Origin of the sequence: Streptomyces sp. ERV7 (assembly GCF_001653515.1) — a bacterium.
Classification (GTDB): Bacteria; Actinomycetota; Actinomycetes; order Streptomycetales; family Streptomycetaceae; genus Streptomyces.
Genome location: NZ_LYOY01000029.1, coordinates 428,876 through 443,924, shown reverse-complemented (window position 1 = coordinate 443,924; position 15,049 = coordinate 428,876). Strand labels below are relative to the sequence as shown.

The 15,049-nt window shown below is 71.5% G+C and carries 16 protein-coding genes and 1 pseudogene; 11 read left to right on the top strand and 6 right to left on the bottom strand.

The genetic code is table 11. The annotated features are described in order from the left end of the window. The 4 genes from A8W25_RS08310 to A8W25_RS08295 all read left to right on the top strand — a co-directional run bounded on the left by A8W25_RS08310 (nucleotide 1) and on the right by A8W25_RS08295 (nucleotide 3,572). Nucleotides 1-1,185, top strand: a complete 1,185-nt coding sequence (locus A8W25_RS08310) for an ArsA family ATPase (RefSeq protein WP_067158245.1) — start codon at nucleotides 1-3, stop codon at nucleotides 1,183-1,185. A gap of 66 nt (nucleotides 1,186-1,251) precedes the next feature. Continuing rightward, nucleotides 1,252-1,728, top strand: coding sequence for a DUF5304 family protein (locus tag A8W25_RS08305; RefSeq protein ID WP_067158243.1), 477 nt, complete (start codon nucleotides 1,252-1,254; stop codon nucleotides 1,726-1,728). Nucleotides 1,729-1,794: 66 nt separating this feature from the next. Then, complete coding sequence (locus tag A8W25_RS08300; RefSeq protein ID WP_067158241.1) at nucleotides 1,795-2,736, top strand: ROK family glucokinase; 942 nt, start codon at nucleotides 1,795-1,797, stop codon at nucleotides 2,734-2,736. 86 nt (nucleotides 2,737-2,822) lie between these two features. After that, complete coding sequence (locus A8W25_RS08295; protein WP_067158239.1) at nucleotides 2,823-3,572, top strand: endonuclease/exonuclease/phosphatase family protein; 750 nt, start codon at nucleotides 2,823-2,825, stop codon at nucleotides 3,570-3,572. A gap of 44 nt (nucleotides 3,573-3,616) precedes the next feature. Here A8W25_RS08295 and A8W25_RS08290 read toward each other — a convergent pair whose 3' ends face one another. Both A8W25_RS08290 and A8W25_RS08285 read right to left on the bottom strand, forming a co-directional pair. Next, nucleotides 3,617-4,171, bottom strand: coding sequence for a hypothetical protein (locus tag A8W25_RS08290; protein ID WP_067158237.1), 555 nt, complete (start codon nucleotides 4,169-4,171; stop codon nucleotides 3,617-3,619). Next, nucleotides 4,164-4,943, bottom strand: a complete 780-nt coding sequence (locus tag A8W25_RS08285; protein ID WP_067158234.1) for an alpha/beta hydrolase — start codon at nucleotides 4,941-4,943, stop codon at nucleotides 4,164-4,166. Before A8W25_RS08285 ends, A8W25_RS08290 begins: the two co-directional genes overlap by 8 nt. Before the next feature lie 169 nt (nucleotides 4,944-5,112). Here A8W25_RS08285 and A8W25_RS08280 point away from each other — a divergent pair. The 6 genes and pseudogenes from A8W25_RS08280 (at nucleotide 5,113) to A8W25_RS08255 (ending at nucleotide 11,018) form a co-directional block, all read left to right on the top strand. Further along, nucleotides 5,113-5,876, top strand: a pseudogene (locus A8W25_RS08280) (1-acyl-sn-glycerol-3-phosphate acyltransferase). A 48-nt stretch (nucleotides 5,877-5,924) separates the two neighbouring features. Then, a complete protein-coding gene (gene macS / locus A8W25_RS08275) occupies nucleotides 5,925-7,145 on the top strand; it encodes a MacS family sensor histidine kinase (protein ID WP_067158233.1) in 1,221 nt (406 codons plus the stop codon). Continuing rightward, nucleotides 7,142-7,813 carry a response regulator gene (locus A8W25_RS08270; RefSeq protein ID WP_067158232.1) on the top strand — a complete coding sequence of 224 codons (672 nt, stop codon included), beginning with the start codon at nucleotides 7,142-7,144 and terminating at the stop codon, nucleotides 7,811-7,813. Before macS ends, A8W25_RS08270 begins: the two co-directional genes overlap by 4 nt. A gap of 177 nt (nucleotides 7,814-7,990) precedes the next feature. Beyond that, entirely contained in the window at nucleotides 7,991-9,019 is a 1,029-nt protein-coding gene (locus A8W25_RS08265; protein WP_067158227.1) for a 6-phosphofructokinase, read from the top strand. A gap of 267 nt (nucleotides 9,020-9,286) precedes the next feature. Beyond that, nucleotides 9,287-10,624 carry a class II 3-deoxy-7-phosphoheptulonate synthase gene (locus A8W25_RS08260; protein WP_067158224.1) on the top strand — a complete coding sequence of 446 codons (1,338 nt, stop codon included), beginning with the start codon at nucleotides 9,287-9,289 and terminating at the stop codon, nucleotides 10,622-10,624. 145 nt (nucleotides 10,625-10,769) lie between these two features. Then, nucleotides 10,770-11,018 (top strand): (2Fe-2S)-binding protein, encoded by a 249-nt coding sequence (locus A8W25_RS08255; protein WP_067158222.1) that lies wholly within the window; start codon nucleotides 10,770-10,772, stop codon nucleotides 11,016-11,018. Nucleotides 11,019-11,030: 12 nt separating this feature from the next. Here A8W25_RS08255 and bfr read toward each other — a convergent pair whose 3' ends face one another. Beyond that, entirely contained in the window at nucleotides 11,031-11,510 is a 480-nt protein-coding gene (gene bfr, locus A8W25_RS08250) for a bacterioferritin (RefSeq protein ID WP_067158220.1), read from the bottom strand. 154 nt (nucleotides 11,511-11,664) lie between these two features. Here bfr and A8W25_RS08245 point away from each other — a divergent pair, with 154 nt between their 5' ends. Continuing rightward, nucleotides 11,665-12,297 carry a sulfite oxidase-like oxidoreductase gene (locus A8W25_RS08245; protein ID WP_067158218.1) on the top strand — a complete coding sequence of 211 codons (633 nt, stop codon included), beginning with the start codon at nucleotides 11,665-11,667 and terminating at the stop codon, nucleotides 12,295-12,297. A gap of 48 nt (nucleotides 12,298-12,345) precedes the next feature. Here A8W25_RS08245 and A8W25_RS08240 read toward each other — a convergent pair whose 3' ends face one another. The 3 genes from A8W25_RS08240 to A8W25_RS08230 form a co-directional block, all read right to left on the bottom strand. Next, nucleotides 12,346-13,002: a DUF4396 domain-containing protein gene (locus A8W25_RS08240; protein WP_067158216.1), complete on the bottom strand. Its 657-nt coding sequence runs from the start codon at nucleotides 13,000-13,002 to the stop codon at nucleotides 12,346-12,348. Nucleotides 13,003-13,083: 81 nt separating this feature from the next. Continuing rightward, complete coding sequence (locus A8W25_RS08235; RefSeq protein ID WP_067158214.1) at nucleotides 13,084-13,935, bottom strand: deoxyribonuclease IV; 852 nt, start codon at nucleotides 13,933-13,935, stop codon at nucleotides 13,084-13,086. A gap of 8 nt (nucleotides 13,936-13,943) precedes the next feature. Then, nucleotides 13,944-15,029 (bottom strand): PASTA domain-containing protein, encoded by a 1,086-nt coding sequence (locus A8W25_RS08230; protein ID WP_420708424.1) that lies wholly within the window; start codon nucleotides 15,027-15,029, stop codon nucleotides 13,944-13,946. Between the last annotated feature and the right edge of the window lie 20 nt (nucleotides 15,030-15,049).

The window sequence follows — 15,049 nt, the reverse complement described above, 5'->3', positions numbered from 1 at the left end:
ATGCGTACGGTCCTCGTCACCGGTCCCGGCGGCGCGGGCCGCACCACCCTCGCCACCGCGACCGCGCTCGCGGCCGCCCGGCGCGGTGAGCGCGCCCTGCTCCTGTGCGCCGACCGTGAGGACCCGCTGGACCGGCTGCTCGGCGGCGAGGAGGTCGCGGGCCTCGACGTCGTACGCGTCGACTCCGGCGCCCACTTCCGTACCGAACTGCTCGCCCTCCAGGACCGGGCCGGGGCCGTCCTGGAGCTCCTGGGCGCCGGCCGCCTCGACGGCGAGGAGCTGACCGAGCTGCCCGGCGCCGAACAGCTCGCCCTGCTCAAGGCCCTGCGCGAGGCGGCGGCGGGCGCGTACGACCTGGTCGTCGTCGACATGCCGCCGGTCCACCAGAGCATCGCCGCCCTCGCCCTGCCCGGGCAGCTGCGCCGCTATCTGCGCAGGCTGCTGCCGCCCGAGCGCCAGGCCGCGCGCTCGCTGCGCCCGGTCCTCGCCCAGCTCGCCGGGGTCCCGATGCCCGCGCAGTGGCTGTACGAGACGGCCGCCCGCTGGGACGCCGAACTCGCCGCCGTCGAGGCCGTGGTGGAGGACCCGTCGACGACGGTACGGCTGGTCGCCGAGCCGGGCGGGGCCGCCGTCGCCGCCCTGCGCACCGCCCGCCTCGGCCTCGCCCTGCACGAGCTGCCCCTGGACGCGGTGATCGTCAACCGGGTGCTGCCCACCGCGTCGGCGGACCGTTTCCTCTCCGCGCTCTCCGGGCACCAGCAGTGCGCGCTCAAGGAGCTGGCCGAGGAGTTCGAGGGCGTACCGCTGCACGAGGTCCCGCACCTGGGCCGCGACCCGCGGGGCATCGACGAGCTCGACGAGCTGATCGACGGGCCGACCGGCGAGATCGGCCTGTGGTCCGAGTCCGAGGACGGCGCTGCCGCCCGTCCCGCCTGGCACGTCGAGGACCGGCTGGCCGACGACGGCGTCCTGGTGTGGCACCTGCCGCTGCCCGGCGCCCGCAAGGACGAGCTCGGCCTGGTGCGCCGGGGCGACGAACTCCTGCTCACCGTCGGCCCGTTCCGCCGGATCGCCGGCCTGCCCTCGGCGCTGCGGCGCTGCACGGTCTCCGGCGCCGGGCTCACCGACGGCGTGCTGAGGATCCGGTTCACCCCCGACCCGGATCTGTGGCCCCGGACGCGCTGAACGCCGTACCCCCATTCGGGTAACGTCGAGAGAACAGAACCCTCTCCTCAGCAGCTGGAGTCCGCCATGAGCGAAGCCACCGAGCAGCCCGCCCCCGACGCGGATGCCTGGGCCGACGCGTGCGCCGAGGACCTCGCCGCGGAGAAGGCGCGCCGCCGCGCCGCCTACGGCCCGCCGCCCGGCTCGGCCGCCGAGGAGCTGCGCAAGCTGGTCGACGCCGTCGCCGACAAGGTCGCCTCGCTCCAGTCCTCGCTGCCCGGCATGGCCGCGCAGAGCGCCGTTCAGCAGTTGATCGGCCAGGCCAAGGCCGTGGTCGAGCCGGTCATCGAGCGCAACCCGGACGTCTTCGACCACCTCGCCGCCGCCGGCGGCGAGCTGCTCGCCGCCTACCGCTCGGCGGTCGAGGGCGCCGAGCGCCGCTGGACGGCGGGCGAGTCCTCCGGCACGGGCGCGGGCACGGCCCCGGGCGGCTCCTCGGGCGGGCCCAAGAAGGACGACGGCGGGGCGGGCGCGGGCCCGACCGAGCACATCGACCTGGACTGACTGACGGGTGCCCGCCCTCGGGTACGGTTGGCCTTAGCGGGGCTCGACCGAAAACTGAGGGACTTAATGGGACTCACCATCGGCGTCGACATCGGCGGCACCAAGATCGCGGCGGGAGTGGTCGACGAGGAGGGCCACATCCTCGAGACGCACACCGTGCCCACGCCGCCGACCGCTGACGCCATCGTGGACGCGATCTGCGCCGCGGTCGAAGGGGCCGGCAAGGGGACCGACATCGACGCCGTCGGCATCGGCGCGGCCGGATACGTCGACGACAAGCGCGCCACCGTGCTCTTCGCACCCAACATCCACTGGCGCCACGAGCCGCTGAAGGACAAGGTCGAGCAGCGGGTCGGGCTGCCCGTGGTCGTCGAGAACGACGCCAACGCGGCGGCCTGGGGCGAGTACCGGTTCGGCGCGGGCCAGGGCCACGAGGACGTCATCTGCATCACCCTCGGCACGGGCCTGGGCGGCGGCATCATCATCGGCAACAAGCTGCGCCGCGGACGCTTCGGCGTGGCCGCCGAGTTCGGCCACATCCGCGTGGTGCCCGACGGGCTGCTGTGCGGCTGCGGCAGCCAGGGCTGCTGGGAGCAGTACGCCTCGGGGCGCGCGCTCGTGCGGTACGCCCGCCAGCGCGCCAACGCGACCCCCGAGAACGCGGAGATCCTCCTCGGCCTCGGCGACGGCACCATCGAGGGCATCGAGGGCAAGCACATCAGTGCGGCCGCCCGCCAGGGCGACCTGGTCGCGGTGGACTCCTTCCGCGAGCTGGCCCGCTGGGCGGGCGCGGGCCTGGCCGACCTGGCCTCGCTCTTCGACCCCTCGGCGTTCATCGTCGGCGGCGGCGTCTCGGACGAGGGCGAGCTGGTCCTCGACCCCATCCGCAAGTCGTTCCGGCGCTGGCTGATCGGCGGCCAGTGGCGGCCGCACGCGCAGGTGCTCGCCGCCCAGCTCGGCAACAAGGCCGGTCTCGTCGGCGCGGCGGACCTGGCCCGCCAGGGCTGAGCCCCGGGTTCCGCACGGCCGCACGGCAGTTGAGCGCCCGCCGCGTCCCTCACGGACGCGGCGGGCGCTGCTCTATGTTGTGCCCCATGCCGCTCACCGATCTTCCCGAGTCCCGTACGGAGAACGGCTCGGCCGTGATCCGCGTCCTCAGCTACAACATCCGCTCGATGCGCGACGACAACGCGGCGCTGGCCCGGGTCATCCGCGCCTGCGACCCCGACCTCGTGCTGATCCAGGAGGCGCCGCGCTTCTTCCGCTGGCGCAAGGCCGCGGCACGGCTCGCGGCGGCGAGCGACCTCGTGGTCCTCAGCGGCGGCGCCACGGCCGCGGGGCCGCTGCTGCTGTGCTCGCTGCGGGCGACGGTCGAGCGCACCGAGGACGTCCTGCTCCCGCTCACGCCCGGTCTGCACCGGCGCGGCTTCGCGTCGGCGGTGGTACGGGTCGGGGGCGCCCGGCTGGGCGTCCTGAGCTGCCATCTGAGCCTCCAGGCGGACGAGCGCCACACTCAGGCGGGGCTGCTGCTCGACCACCTCGCGGCGCTGGACGTGTCCCACGCGATCGCGGGCGGCGACCTCAACGACCGCCCCGACGGCCGCGCGTTCCGCCGCCTGGCGGACGGCCTCCAGGACTGCTGGGCGGTACGCCCCTGGGGCACCGAGCACACCTCGACCCCGGCCGACCCGCATCAGCGCATCGACGCGATCTTCGCGACCGAGGGGGTGGAGGTGCTGGGGTGCGGGGTCCCCACAGCGGGGCTGGCCGGGGTGAGCGGGGCCGACCTCAGGGCGGCCACGGACCATCTGCCGGTCCTGGCGGCCCTGCGGGTCCCGGTCTAGGGCTCCTCGTCACCTTTCCGGCCGCCCCGGGACCGGGCCCGCGGTCAGACGACCGCGCCCCGCCCCGGGTCGTCCTCGTCCTCGTCGTCCGGCTTCATCCGGGCGACCAGGGTGGCGAAGCCCCCGATGAAGCCGCCCACGCCCAGCGTGGTGAGCCACCAGGTGAACTCCCACTGGAGCACCGCCGCGAGCAGCATCAGCAGCGGGCCGCCGATCACCGCGAGCCAGGCGAACTTCGCCGTGACGTCCGACTCCGGCAGCGGCGGCGGCTCCGGCGGGACGAAGTGGCCCTCGTCGGTGTCGTCCAGGTCGTCGTCGGACGGCTCCGCCACCTTGAAGTCGCGCGGCCCGCCCACACCGGGCGCGAAGACCACCGAGCTGCCCAGCGGCTTGGGCTCGGGCTCGGGCGGCTCCGGGGCCGCCGGCGCCTCGGGCGCGCCGTTGCGCTCGCCCTCAAGCAGCGCCAGGTCCTCCACCGACTTGAACGGCTTGCTGCCCGGCGGGTCGGACGGCTCGTCGCCGTACCCCGCCACGATCGCCGCCCACGCAGCCTCCTCGTCGATCGGCTGCGGCTCGCGGTCCGCGTCGTGCTCAGCCACCGGTCGTGCTCCCCTTCTTCCCGACGCTCGGAGCGAGGCGGCCGATGAACGCGTAACTCTCCTCGAAGATCCGCTCCGCATCGTGGTCCAACGTCGCCACGTGGTAGCTCTGTTCCAGGAGGATCTCGGTGACGTCCGTGGACGAGACCCGGCTGAGGATCCGTGCCGAGTCGGCCGGCGGCACCACATGGTCCTGCGGGCTGTGCAGCAGCAGCATCGGCTGGGTGACCTGCGGCAGCTCGCGGTCGACGAGCCGGAAGAGGTTGCGCAGGGCGTGCGCCGAGTGCAGCGGCACCCTGTCGTACCCCACCTCCACCGAGCCCTCCTTGGCGATGTCGCTGGCGATCCCCTTGGTGGAGCGCACGAAGTGCCGTACGACCGGCAGCGCGTGCGCCGCGAGGCCGTGCACCTTGTTGCCCGGGTTGACCACCACGACGCCGCTGACCGCGTCCCCGTGCCTGGCCGCGAGGCGCAGCGCCAGCGCGCCGCCCATGGAGAGCCCGAAGACGAAGACCTGGCCGCACCGCTCCCGCAGGTCGCGCAGCGCACGGTCCACTTCCGCGTACCAGTCCTGCCAGCCGGTGAGCTGCATGTCCTGCCAGCGGGTGCCGTGTCCGGGCAGCAGCGGCAGCTCGACGGTGAGGCCGCGCTCGGCCAGGAAGTCGGCCCAGGGGCGCAGCGACTGCGGGGAACCGGTGAAGCCGTGACAGAGGAGGACGCCGACCTCTCCGCCCTCGTGGCGGAACGGCTCGGCTCCAGGGAGGACGGGCACCGGGATCTCCTGTTCATGAGCAGGGGCGGGGGAGTCGTACTTCACGGTACGCGACCGGACTGACACCGACCAGAGCCGTCACCGGCCCGCGCGCGGGAGGCCGGGTCCCACACGGGTTAAGGTCTGTTCGACAGACATAGGGAAGGCATCCGAGTTGATCTACGGCGCTATGAAGTTCTCCATCGGCGGGTCGCTGAAGCTTGCCTTCAGGCCCTGGGTGGAGGCCTCGAAAACATTCCCGCCGAGGGGCCGGCGATCCTCGCCAGCAACCACCTCTCCTTCTCGGACTCGTTCTTCCTGCCGGCGGTCCTCGACCGCAAGGTGACGTTCATCGCCAAGGCGGAGTACTTCACCTCGCCCGGTGTGAAGGGCAAGCTCACCGCCGCCTTCTTCAAGGGCGTCGGCCAGCTCCCGGTGGACCGCTCGGGCGCGCGCGGCGCGGGCGAGGCGGCCATCAAGAGCGGCATCGAGGTCCTGGAGCGCGGGGAGCTGTTCGGGATCTACCCGGAGGGCACCCGCTCGCCCGACGGCCGCCTCTACCGGGGCAAGCCCGGCGGCCTCGCGCGCGTGGCGCTCGCCACCGGTGCGCCGGTGATCCCCGTCGCGATGATCGACACCGAGAAGATCCAGCCGCCCGGCAAGGTGATGCCCAAGCTGATGCGCCCGGGCATCCGCATCGGCAAGCCGCTCGACTTCAGCCGCTACCACGGCATGGAGGGCGACCGCTTCATCCTGCGCTCGGTGACCGACGAGGTCATGTACGAGATCATGAAGCTCTCCGGCCAGGAGTACGTGGACATCTACGCGACCGCGGCCAAGCGCCAGATCGCGGACGAGGCCAAGCGCAGGGCCGACGAGGAGAAGGCGGCCGACCGGGCCGAGCGGGCCCGCGAGGCCGAGCAGGCCAAGCGGGCGGAGCAGCCCGGCGACTAGGGTCTTCCGGTAGGTCTGGCCGCTTCGTTCGTTCAGGGGTTGGGGAGCATGGCGAAGCGCGAGCGCGTCATCAGGATGTCCGTCGAGCTGCCGCTGTGGCGCGCGCTCACCGCGTACCGCGTCCTCACGATGCTCTACGCGGTACTGATCTTCGTGTCGGAGTACCGCCACTTCGAGCGCGCCTGGGTGGGCGTCGTCTTCCTGTCGCTGCTCGCGGTGTGGACGCTGGCGACGCTGCCCCGGGTGGCGAACGCGGCGAGCTGCACCAAGCGGTTCCTCGGCGTGGACCTGACGATCGCCCTCACCGGCATCCTGCTCACCCCGCTGGCGGACGCCGACGCGCAGTCGGTGGACGGCCCGACCCTGCCGACCATATGGGCGGCGGGCTCGGTGCTCGCGTTCGCGATCAAGGGCGGCTGGCGCTGGGCCGCCTTCGCCTCCTCGCTGGTCGCCGCCGCCAACCTGGTCGAGCGCGGCAACCCCACCCGGGACACCCTCCACAACGTCCTGCTCGTCTGGGTCGCCTCCATCGCCATCGGTTACGTGGTGGAGGTCGCCCGCGCGAGCGAGGCGACCCTCGCCCGCGCGCTGGAGATCGAGGCGGCGACCCGGGAGCGGGAGCGGCTGGCCCGGGACATCCACGACAGCGTGCTCCAGGTCCTCGCCATGGTGCAGCGGCGCGGCACCGCGCTCGGCGGCGAGGCGGCCGAGCTCGGCAGGATGGCCGGGGAGCAGGAGGTCGCGCTGCGCACCCTGGTCTCCAGCGGTCTGGTGCCCACCACCCGCGCGTCCGAGGACCCGGCGCTCGGCGCCCTGGTCCGGACGGTCGAATACGACGCCGACGACGGGCGGCCGGAGGCCGAAGGGGCCGAGGTCGATCTGCGCACCCTGCTCGCCCCGCACGCCGGATCACGGGTCTCGCTCGCGGAACCGGGCGCTCCGGTGATGCTCGCGCCCCCGGCCGCACGCGAGCTCGCGGCCGCTGTCAGTGCCGCGCTGGACAATGTCCGCAGACACGCGGGGGACTCCGCCCAGGCCTGGATCCTGGTGGAGGACTGGGGGGACGAAGTGATCGTGACGGTACGGGACGACGGTCCCGGCATCCCGGAGGGCCGGCTCGCACAGGCCGAGGGGGAGGGGCGCATGGGCGTCGCCCTCTCGATCCGCGGCCGGCTGCGGGACCTGGGCGGCACCGCCGAGCTGATCTCGGTGCCGGGCCAGGGGACAGAAGTAGAACTGAAGGTTCCACGGGGGAAGGCGAAGGCATGAGTGAGCAGCAGACGGTGAAGGTCATGGTGGTCGACGACCACCCGATGTGGCGCGACGCGGTGGCGCGCGACCTGGCGGCCGCCGGGTTCGACGTGGTGGCCACCGCGGGCGACGGCCCGCAGGCGGTCCGCCGCGCCCAGGCGGTCACCCCCGACGTGCTGGTCCTGGACCTCAATCTGCCCGGGATGCCGGGCGTCCAGGTGTGCAAGGAACTGGTCGGTGCCAACCCGGCGCTCAGGGTCCTGGTGCTGTCCGCCTCCGGCGAGCACGCGGACGTCCTGGAGGCGGTGAAGTCCGGGGCCACCGGCTATCTGCTGAAGTCGGCGAGCACCGAGGAGCTCACCGACGCGGTGCGGCGCACGGCGGCCGGCGACCCGGTGTTCACCCCGGGTCTGGCCGGCCTCGTCCTCGGTGAGTACCGCCGGCTGGCCTCGGACCCCGCGCCCGCCGCCGCCGACGAGCCGAAGGCCCCGCAGCTCACCGAGCGCGAGACCGAGGTGCTGCGCCTGGTCGCCAAGGGCCTGTCGTACAAGCAGATCGCCGAGCGTCTGGTGATCTCGCACCGGACCGTCCAGAACCACGTCCAGAACACCCTGGGCAAGCTCCAGCTCCACAACCGCGTGGAGCTGGTGAGGTACGCGATAGAGCAGGGCCTCGACGAGGTGTGAGCCCCCCGCGCATGGCCGTGCTCCGCTCGTACGAGTGAATGACCACCCGTCAACAGCCCCTTGAATTCAAGGAATTGACCTTTCGCCCCATCCCGGGGTGACCTGCGTCACCCTTAGCGTGACCCGTGGAGGCCTTCGAGGGCTTCGATGTGTCCGTCACGGCGAAGGGACAATTCCATGCGGGTCGGAGTACTGACCGGAGGCGGTGACTGCCCCGGGCTCAACGCCGTCATCCGGGGCGTCGTCCGCAAGGGCGTGCAGGAGTACGGCTTTGACTTCACCGGGTTCAAGGACGGCTGGCGCGGCCCGCTGGAGGGGGACACCGTCAAGCTGGACATCCCCACCGTGCGCGGCATCCTGCCCCGCGGCGGCACCATCCTCGGCTCCTCGCGCACCAACCCGCTCAAGGCCGAGGACGGGGTGCGCCGCATCAAGGAGAACCTCGCCAAGCACGAGGTCGACGCGATGATCGCGATCGGCGGCGAGGACACCCTGGGGGTCGCGGCCCGGCTCAGCGACGAGTACGGCGTGAAGTGCGTCGGCGTGCCGAAGACCATCGACAACGACCTCTCCGCCACGGACTACACCTTCGGCTTCGACACGGCCGTCGGTATCGCGACGGAGGCCATCGACCGCCTCCACACCACGGCCGAGTCGCACATGCGGGTCCTGGTCGTCGAGGTGATGGGCCGCCACGCGGGCTGGATCGCGCTCCACTCGGGTCTGGCGGGCGGCGCCAACGTCATCCTCATCCCCGAGCAGCGCTTCGACGTCGACCAGGTCTGCGGCTGGATCACCTCCCGCTTCAAGGCGTCGTACGCACCGATCGTGGTGGTCGCCGAGGGCGCCATGCCGAAGGACGGCGACATGGTCCTGAAGGACCAGACGCTCGACTCCTTCGGCCATGTGCGGCTGTCGGGCGTGGGGGAGTGGCTGGCCAAGGAGATCGAGAAGCGCACGGGCAAGGAGGCCAGGACCACGGTCCTGGGCCACGTCCAGCGCGGTGGCACCCCCAGCGCCTTCGACCGCTGGCTGGCCACGCGCTTCGGTCTGCACGCGATCGAGGCGGTACGGGACGGCGACTTCGGCAAGATGGTGGCGCTGCGGGGCACGGACATCGTCCGGGTGCCGATCGCGGAGGCGACGGCGCGGCTGAAGACGGTGGACCCGGAGCTGTACGCGGAGGTGGGGGTGTTCTTCGGCTGAGGGACGGGGCGAGGCCACCGCCAGGCCGGTGATCGCCGCACCGGCGACGACCGCCGTGCTCACTCCGTAAGCGATCAGCTTCTTCTTGCGGTCTCTGCGGTGACTCCGCTTCAACGCCCACCCCTGCATCGCTCTGTTGATTTCTGAAGCACTTCCGAAACGGGCAGAGGTTAACAGGCAGCCGATCGGCTCCGGTCACCGGGCGGTCGTCCGCGTGTCTCATAAGGTGGTCATGCGAGTGGACGGCTTGGCGGACCCCGTAAGGTTGTGGGGGTGACCGTGAACGTAAACACCTGGCGTGACCTTCCCGCGGCGCAGCAGCCCGAGTACCCCGATGCCGAGGCTCTGCGCGATGTGATCGCGGACCTCGAGTCGTATCCGCCGCTCGTCTTCGCGGGCGAGTGCGACCAGCTGCGCGCCCGGATGGGGGCCGTCGCCAAGGGCGAGGCGTTCCTGCTCCAGGGCGGCGACTGCGCCGAGGCGTTCGACGCCGTGTCGGCAGATCACATCCGGGCCAAGCTCAAGACCCTGCTCCAGATGAGCGCCGTGCTGACGTACGCGGCGTCCGTGCCCGTCGTCAAGGTCGGCCGGATCGCCGGGCAGTACTCGAAGCCGCGCTCCAAGGGCACCGAGACCCGCGACGGCGTGACCCTGCCGACCTACCGCGGCGACTCCGTCAACGGCTTCGACTTCACCGAGGCCGCCCGGATCCCGGACCCCGAGCGCCTGAAGCGGATGTACAACGCCTCCGCCTCCACGCTCAACCTGGTCCGCGCCTTCACCACCGGCGGCTACGCCGATCTGCGCCAGGTGCACGCCTGGAACCAGGACTTCGTGAAGACGTCCCCGTCCGGCCAGCGCTACGAGCAGCTGGCCCGCGAGATCGACAACGCGCTGAACTTCATGAAGGCGTGCGGCACCGACCCGGCCGAGTTCAAGGCCGTCGAGTTCTACGCCTCGCACGAGGCGCTGCTGCTCGACTACGAGTCGGCGCTGACCCGTACCGACTCGCGCACCGGCAGGCTCTACGACACCTCCGGCCACATGGTCTGGGTCGGCGAGCGCACCCGGCAGCTCGACCACGCGCACATCGAGTTCGCCGCCCGGATCAGCAACCCGATCGGGATCAAGCTCGGCCCCACGACCACGGTCGACGAGGCGCTCAGCTACGTGGACCGGCTCGACCCGGACCGCGAGCCGGGCCGGCTGACCTTCATCGTCCGGATGGGCGCCGACAAGGTCCGCGACAAGCTGCCCGAGCTCGTCGAGAAGGTCACCGCCTCCGGCGCGGTCGTCGCCTGGGTCACCGACCCGATGCACGGCAACACCTTCGAGGCGGCCTCCGGCCACAAGACGCGCCGCTTCGACGACGTGCTCGACGAGGTCAAGGGCTTCTTCGAGGTCCACAAGGGCCTGGGCACCCACCCGGGCGGCATCCACGTCGAGCTCACCGGTGACGACGTCACCGAGTGCGTGGGCGGCGGCGACGAGATCTTCGTCGACGATCTGCACCAGCGCTACGAGACAGCCTGCGACCCCCGCCTCAACCGCAGCCAGTCCCTGGACCTGGCCTTCCTGGTGGCGGAGATGTACCGCGACCAGTAAGTAGCTTCCTACGAGACGTGGGGCGCGGATCTGTGATCCGCGCCCCACGTGCGTATCCAGGGCTTTTCGTGCACCCCGACATTGGGTACGGTTAGGTAAGCCTCACCGAATAGGGGATGGCTGTCGGACCGTTCCTGTCAGGGAGGTGAACCGCGTGTACGTCTGCTCTTGCTTCGGCATCACCGACAAGCAGGTCGAGCAGCACGCGGCCGCCGGTGCCTGCACCCCGCGTCAGATCGCCTCGGCCACCAAGGCGGGCACGGACTGCGGCTCCTGTGTGCGCACCATCCAGGGGCTGCTCGGACGCGGCGCCTGCCCCCGCCGGGAACTGCTGGAGAAGGGCGAGGTCAGCGCGGTGCTGGCCACCGACCAGGAGCTGGCGGAAGCCGCCTAGCCGCCTAGCGGTCTAGCCCTCCGGCTGCTCGATGAGCTGCGCGATGTAGAGCGCCTCGCCGAGCTTCTCGACCAGTTCGAGCTGGGTGTCGAGGTAGTCGATGTGGTGCTCCTCGTCGGCCAGGATCGACTCGAAGATGTTCGCCGAGGTGATGTCGCCCTTGGCCCGCATGACCTCGATGCCGCGCTTGAGGCGGTCGATCGCCTCGACCTCCACCTGCCGGTCCGCCTCGAACATCTCCTTGACCGTCTGCCCGATCCGGACGTGGAAGAGCCGCTGGTAGTTGGGCAGCCCGTCCAGGAACAGGATCCGGTCGGTCAGCACCTCCGCGTGCTTCATCTCGTCGAACGACTCGTGACGCGTGTACTTGGCGAGCTTCGTCCAGCCGAAGTTCTCCTGCATCTTCGCGTGCAGGAAGTACTGGTTGATCGCGGTCAGCTCGGCGGTCAGCTGCTCGTTCAGGAACTCGATGACCTCGGGGTCGCCCTGCATCGCAGAGGCTCCTTCCACACGGGTGAGGGGCAGATTCGCGCGCATCCTCGCACCGCGTGCGAGGAGCGTCCAGTAAGTGCACGCTTAGTAGGAGTTGCCCGAATCGGGGCGCTGCTGGTCATGACCACCCCTCGCCGTCTGTCACCATGGAGGCATGGGTCAGCCGGAACGCCCGGAGCAACGGGAAGCAGCGCAGTCGGAGCTTCCCCCGGGGCAGCGGCTCCAGCGCGGCTGGCCGGTCACCCACTACGGCCCCGTGCCCAGGTTCAAGCCGGAGCGGTGGGAGTTCCGGGTGTTCGGGGCGACCGCCGACGGCGACAAGCACTGCTGGAACCACGAGGAGTTCACGGCCCTGCCCTTCGCCACCGTCGTCGCGGATCTTCACTGTGTCACGAAGTTCTCGATGCTGGGGGCCGAATGGGGCGGAGTCCTCGCACGTACGGTCGCCGAACTCGCGCCCCCCGCCCCCGATGCCACGCATGTGATGGTCTGGGCCGAGTACGGCTTCAGCTCCAACCTGCGGCTGGAGGACTTCCTCTCCGACCGCACGGTCTTCGCCACCCACAAGGGCGGTGAGCTCCTCACCGCCGAGCACGGCTTCCCGGTACGGCTCGTGGTCCCGCATCTGTACGCCTGGAAGGGCCCGAAGTGGGTCCGCGGCATCGAGTACATGACGGCGGACCGGCGGGGATTCTGGGAGGAGCGGGGCTACCACAACGTCGGCGACCCCTGGCGGGAGCAGCGCTACTCGTACCAGGAAGAGCCCGGGGACGGCCCCGAGCTCTGAGAGCCTGTCTTTGAGTCCTGGTGCGTGCGGGTGCCCGCCGTGCTGTGGTCAGTGGTGGTACTGGTGCACCACCGCGTGGCCCTTGCCGCGCCCGATCATCCACTTGTTGACGGGTGTGGTGATCACGAAGGCGAGAGCCAGCGAGGCCGCCAGCGAGCCCCAGAACAGCACGTCCGAGAGCGTCGCGTCCATGGCGGCCGGCCAGAGCACGATCACCCCGTTGTCGATCAGCTCCATGACCGCGATCGAGAGGGTGTCGGCGGCGAGGGCGACCTTGAAGGCGGTGCGGAAGTCGACACCGGCCCGGGTGATGCCGCGCAGGGTGAGCGAGTAGCCGAAGAAGAAGGCCAGGACGATGGCCAGCACCATCGTCGGCATGTTGCCCCAGCCGAGCGCGGTGCCCACGATCATCCCGAGGACCTCGCCGATGGCGCACCCGGTGAGGCAGTGGAGGGTGGCCTGGGCGGCCATCGACCAGCTGACCTTGCCGCCGCCGTGGCCGTGGTGCGCGTGGTGGGCGTGAGCGTCGCCGTGGGCCTGGTGGCTCTGGTGGTCAGCGTGGCCGGTCTGGCTGCTGTGGTCGGCATGCCCCTCGTGGCCGGTGTGGCTGCCGTGCCCCGCGTGCTCGCCGTGGCCTGCGTGACCCTCGTGCGCGCCGTGCTCGTGGTGGCCGTGCTCGGTGTGCGTGTGCGCCTCGTGCTGCATGACTTCCCCCAACGCCGGATGACCGTTCCTGTCGATGACAAGAACGGTATACCCCCCGGGGGTATTCCTCAAGAGGGAAGATCAGGGCCGCAGGGACTTCAGCAGCGCGACGTCCGCCGCCTGCCCCTCCTTTCCGCCGGGCGTCTCGATGATCACCGCTACGCCCTCGGTCGCCGGGTGCGCCAGCAGCTCGCGGAACGGCTCCGCACCTATGTGACCGGCGCCGATGTTCACGTGCCGGTCCAGGTGCGAGCCCACTCCCTCCTTGGAGTCATTGGCGTGGATCAGCTTGAGGCGCCCCTCACCGACGGTCTCCACCAGCAGATCCAGGGTCTGCGCCGCACCGCCGGGCCCGGCCAGGTCGTGCCCGGCCGCGTGGATGTGGCAGGTGTCCAGACAGACGCCGAGCTTGGGGTGGGCGTCGAGGGCCTCGAAGTACGGGCCGAAGTCCCAGGTCCGCGAGCACAGCGAGAACCCCTGCCCGGCCGTCGACTCCAGGAGCAGGAACGGGTCGTCGTCGTGCGTCAGCTCGTCGAGGAGCGGCAGCAGCCGCTCCCGTACCTGCGCCAGCGCCTCGGCGCGCGGTCTGCCGCCGGTCGCCGAGCCGGTGTGCACGACCACCCCGAGCGCGCCGATCTCGCGGCCCCGGCGCAGCGAGTGCCGCAGCGACTCCACGGACTTCTCGACGGTCGCCTCGGTGTGCGAGCCGAAGTTGATCAGATACGGGGCGTGGACGTACGCGGAGATGCCCTCGGCGGCGCACTCCGCACGGAACTTCTCGTCCTGGGCCGGGTTGCCGACGGGCGTGGCCCAGCCGCGCGGGTTGGCGACGAAGACCTGGACGGTCTCGGCGCCGAGGTCGCGCGCGTAGGTGAGACCGGTCGTGGCGAGGCCGCCGGCCACGGGAACGTGGCCGCCGATGGGGTTGCGCATGGGGTGGTTCAGAGTCCCTTGGTCTTGATGGTGATGGTGGAGCCTTCCGGCGCCTGGGAGCCGGCCTCGACGGACTGGCTGGCGATCTCGTCACTGAGGAACGGGAAGCCGTGGTCGACCTTCACCTTGAAGCCGGCCTTCTCCAGGTCCTTCCTGGCGTCGTCGGTCTTCTCGCCGGTCACCTTGGGCACGGTGACCATCCGCGGGCCCTTGGAGACGGTGAGGGTGACCGTGTCGCCCTTGGCGAGGCTGGAGCTCTCGGCCGCGGACTGGGCGGCGATGCTGCCCGCCTCCTGCGGCGAGTTGACCTGCTCGGGCGCGATCCGGACCTCCAGGCCCGCGTCCTTCAGGGCCGAGGTGGCGTCCTCCACCGAGTCCCCGACGACTCCGGGGACCTCGACCGGGGCGCCCTTGCTGACGACGAGGGCGACCGCGGTGTCCGCGCGGCGCGGGGCGCCGGCGGCCGGGGCGGTGCTGATGACCGAGCCCTGGTCGGTGTCCTCGTTGAACTCCTCGGTGACCGCGCCCGGTGTGAGCCCGGCGGCGGCCAGCGCCTTCTTGGCGTCGTCCAGCGACTTGCCGCCGACGTCGGGGACCTTGACCATCTCGGGGCCGCGCGAGACCACGACGGTCACCGAGGCGTTGCCGCGCACGCGCGCGCCCGTCTCCGGGTCCGTCTGGATCACCGTGCCGCGCTTGACGGTGTCGCTGTAGCGGCGGTCGACCTTCTTGACCGACAGACCCGCGTCCTCAAGCCGCTTCTTGGCGGCGCTCTCGCTCTGCCCGATGACGGCGGGGACGTGCGTGAACTGGCCGGAGTTGATGTACCAGACCCCGGCGCCGACGCCCAGGACCAGCAGGACGGCGACGACGGCGGCGATCAGGCCGCGCCGCCCGTTCAGGACGAAGCGCGCGCGCCGCGCCGGCACCCCCGCCTGCAGCGCGCTGCCCGGACCGGCCGGCTTGGTGTTCGCCGTGGCGGGGCCGGGTGAGGCCACCGCCAGGCCGGTGATCGCCGCACCGGCGACGACCGCCGTGCTCACTCCGTAAGCGATCAGCTTCTTCTTGCGGTCTCTGCGGTGACTCCGCTTCAACGCCCACCCCTGCATCGCTC

Bases quoted from the DNA above. Each gene is read 5' to 3' on its own strand.
- A8W25_RS08310 (WP_067158245.1), top strand. From the start codon at position 1: ATGCGTACGGTCCTCGTCACCGGTCCCGGCGGCGCGGGCCGCACCACC.
- A8W25_RS08305 (WP_067158243.1), top strand. From the start codon at position 1,252: ATGAGCGAAGCCACCGAGCAGCCCGCCCCCGACGCGGATGCCTGGGCC.
- A8W25_RS08300 (WP_067158241.1), top strand. From the start codon at position 1,795: ATGGGACTCACCATCGGCGTCGACATCGGCGGCACCAAGATCGCGGCG.
- A8W25_RS08295 (WP_067158239.1), top strand. From the start codon at position 2,823: ATGCCGCTCACCGATCTTCCCGAGTCCCGTACGGAGAACGGCTCGGCC.
- macS (WP_067158233.1), top strand. From the start codon at position 5,925: ATGGCGAAGCGCGAGCGCGTCATCAGGATGTCCGTCGAGCTGCCGCTG.
- A8W25_RS08270 (WP_067158232.1), top strand. From the start codon at position 7,142: ATGAGTGAGCAGCAGACGGTGAAGGTCATGGTGGTCGACGACCACCCG.
- A8W25_RS08265 (WP_067158227.1), top strand. From the start codon at position 7,991: ATGCGGGTCGGAGTACTGACCGGAGGCGGTGACTGCCCCGGGCTCAAC.
- bfr (WP_067158220.1), bottom strand. From the start codon at position 11,510: ATGCAGGGCGACCCCGAGGTCATCGAGTTCCTGAACGAGCAGCTGACC.
- A8W25_RS08245 (WP_067158218.1), top strand. From the start codon at position 11,665: ATGGGTCAGCCGGAACGCCCGGAGCAACGGGAAGCAGCGCAGTCGGAG.
- A8W25_RS08240 (WP_067158216.1), bottom strand. From the start codon at position 13,002: ATGCAGCACGAGGCGCACACGCACACCGAGCACGGCCACCACGAGCAC.
- A8W25_RS08235 (WP_067158214.1), bottom strand. From the start codon at position 13,935: ATGCGCAACCCCATCGGCGGCCACGTTCCCGTGGCCGGCGGCCTCGCC.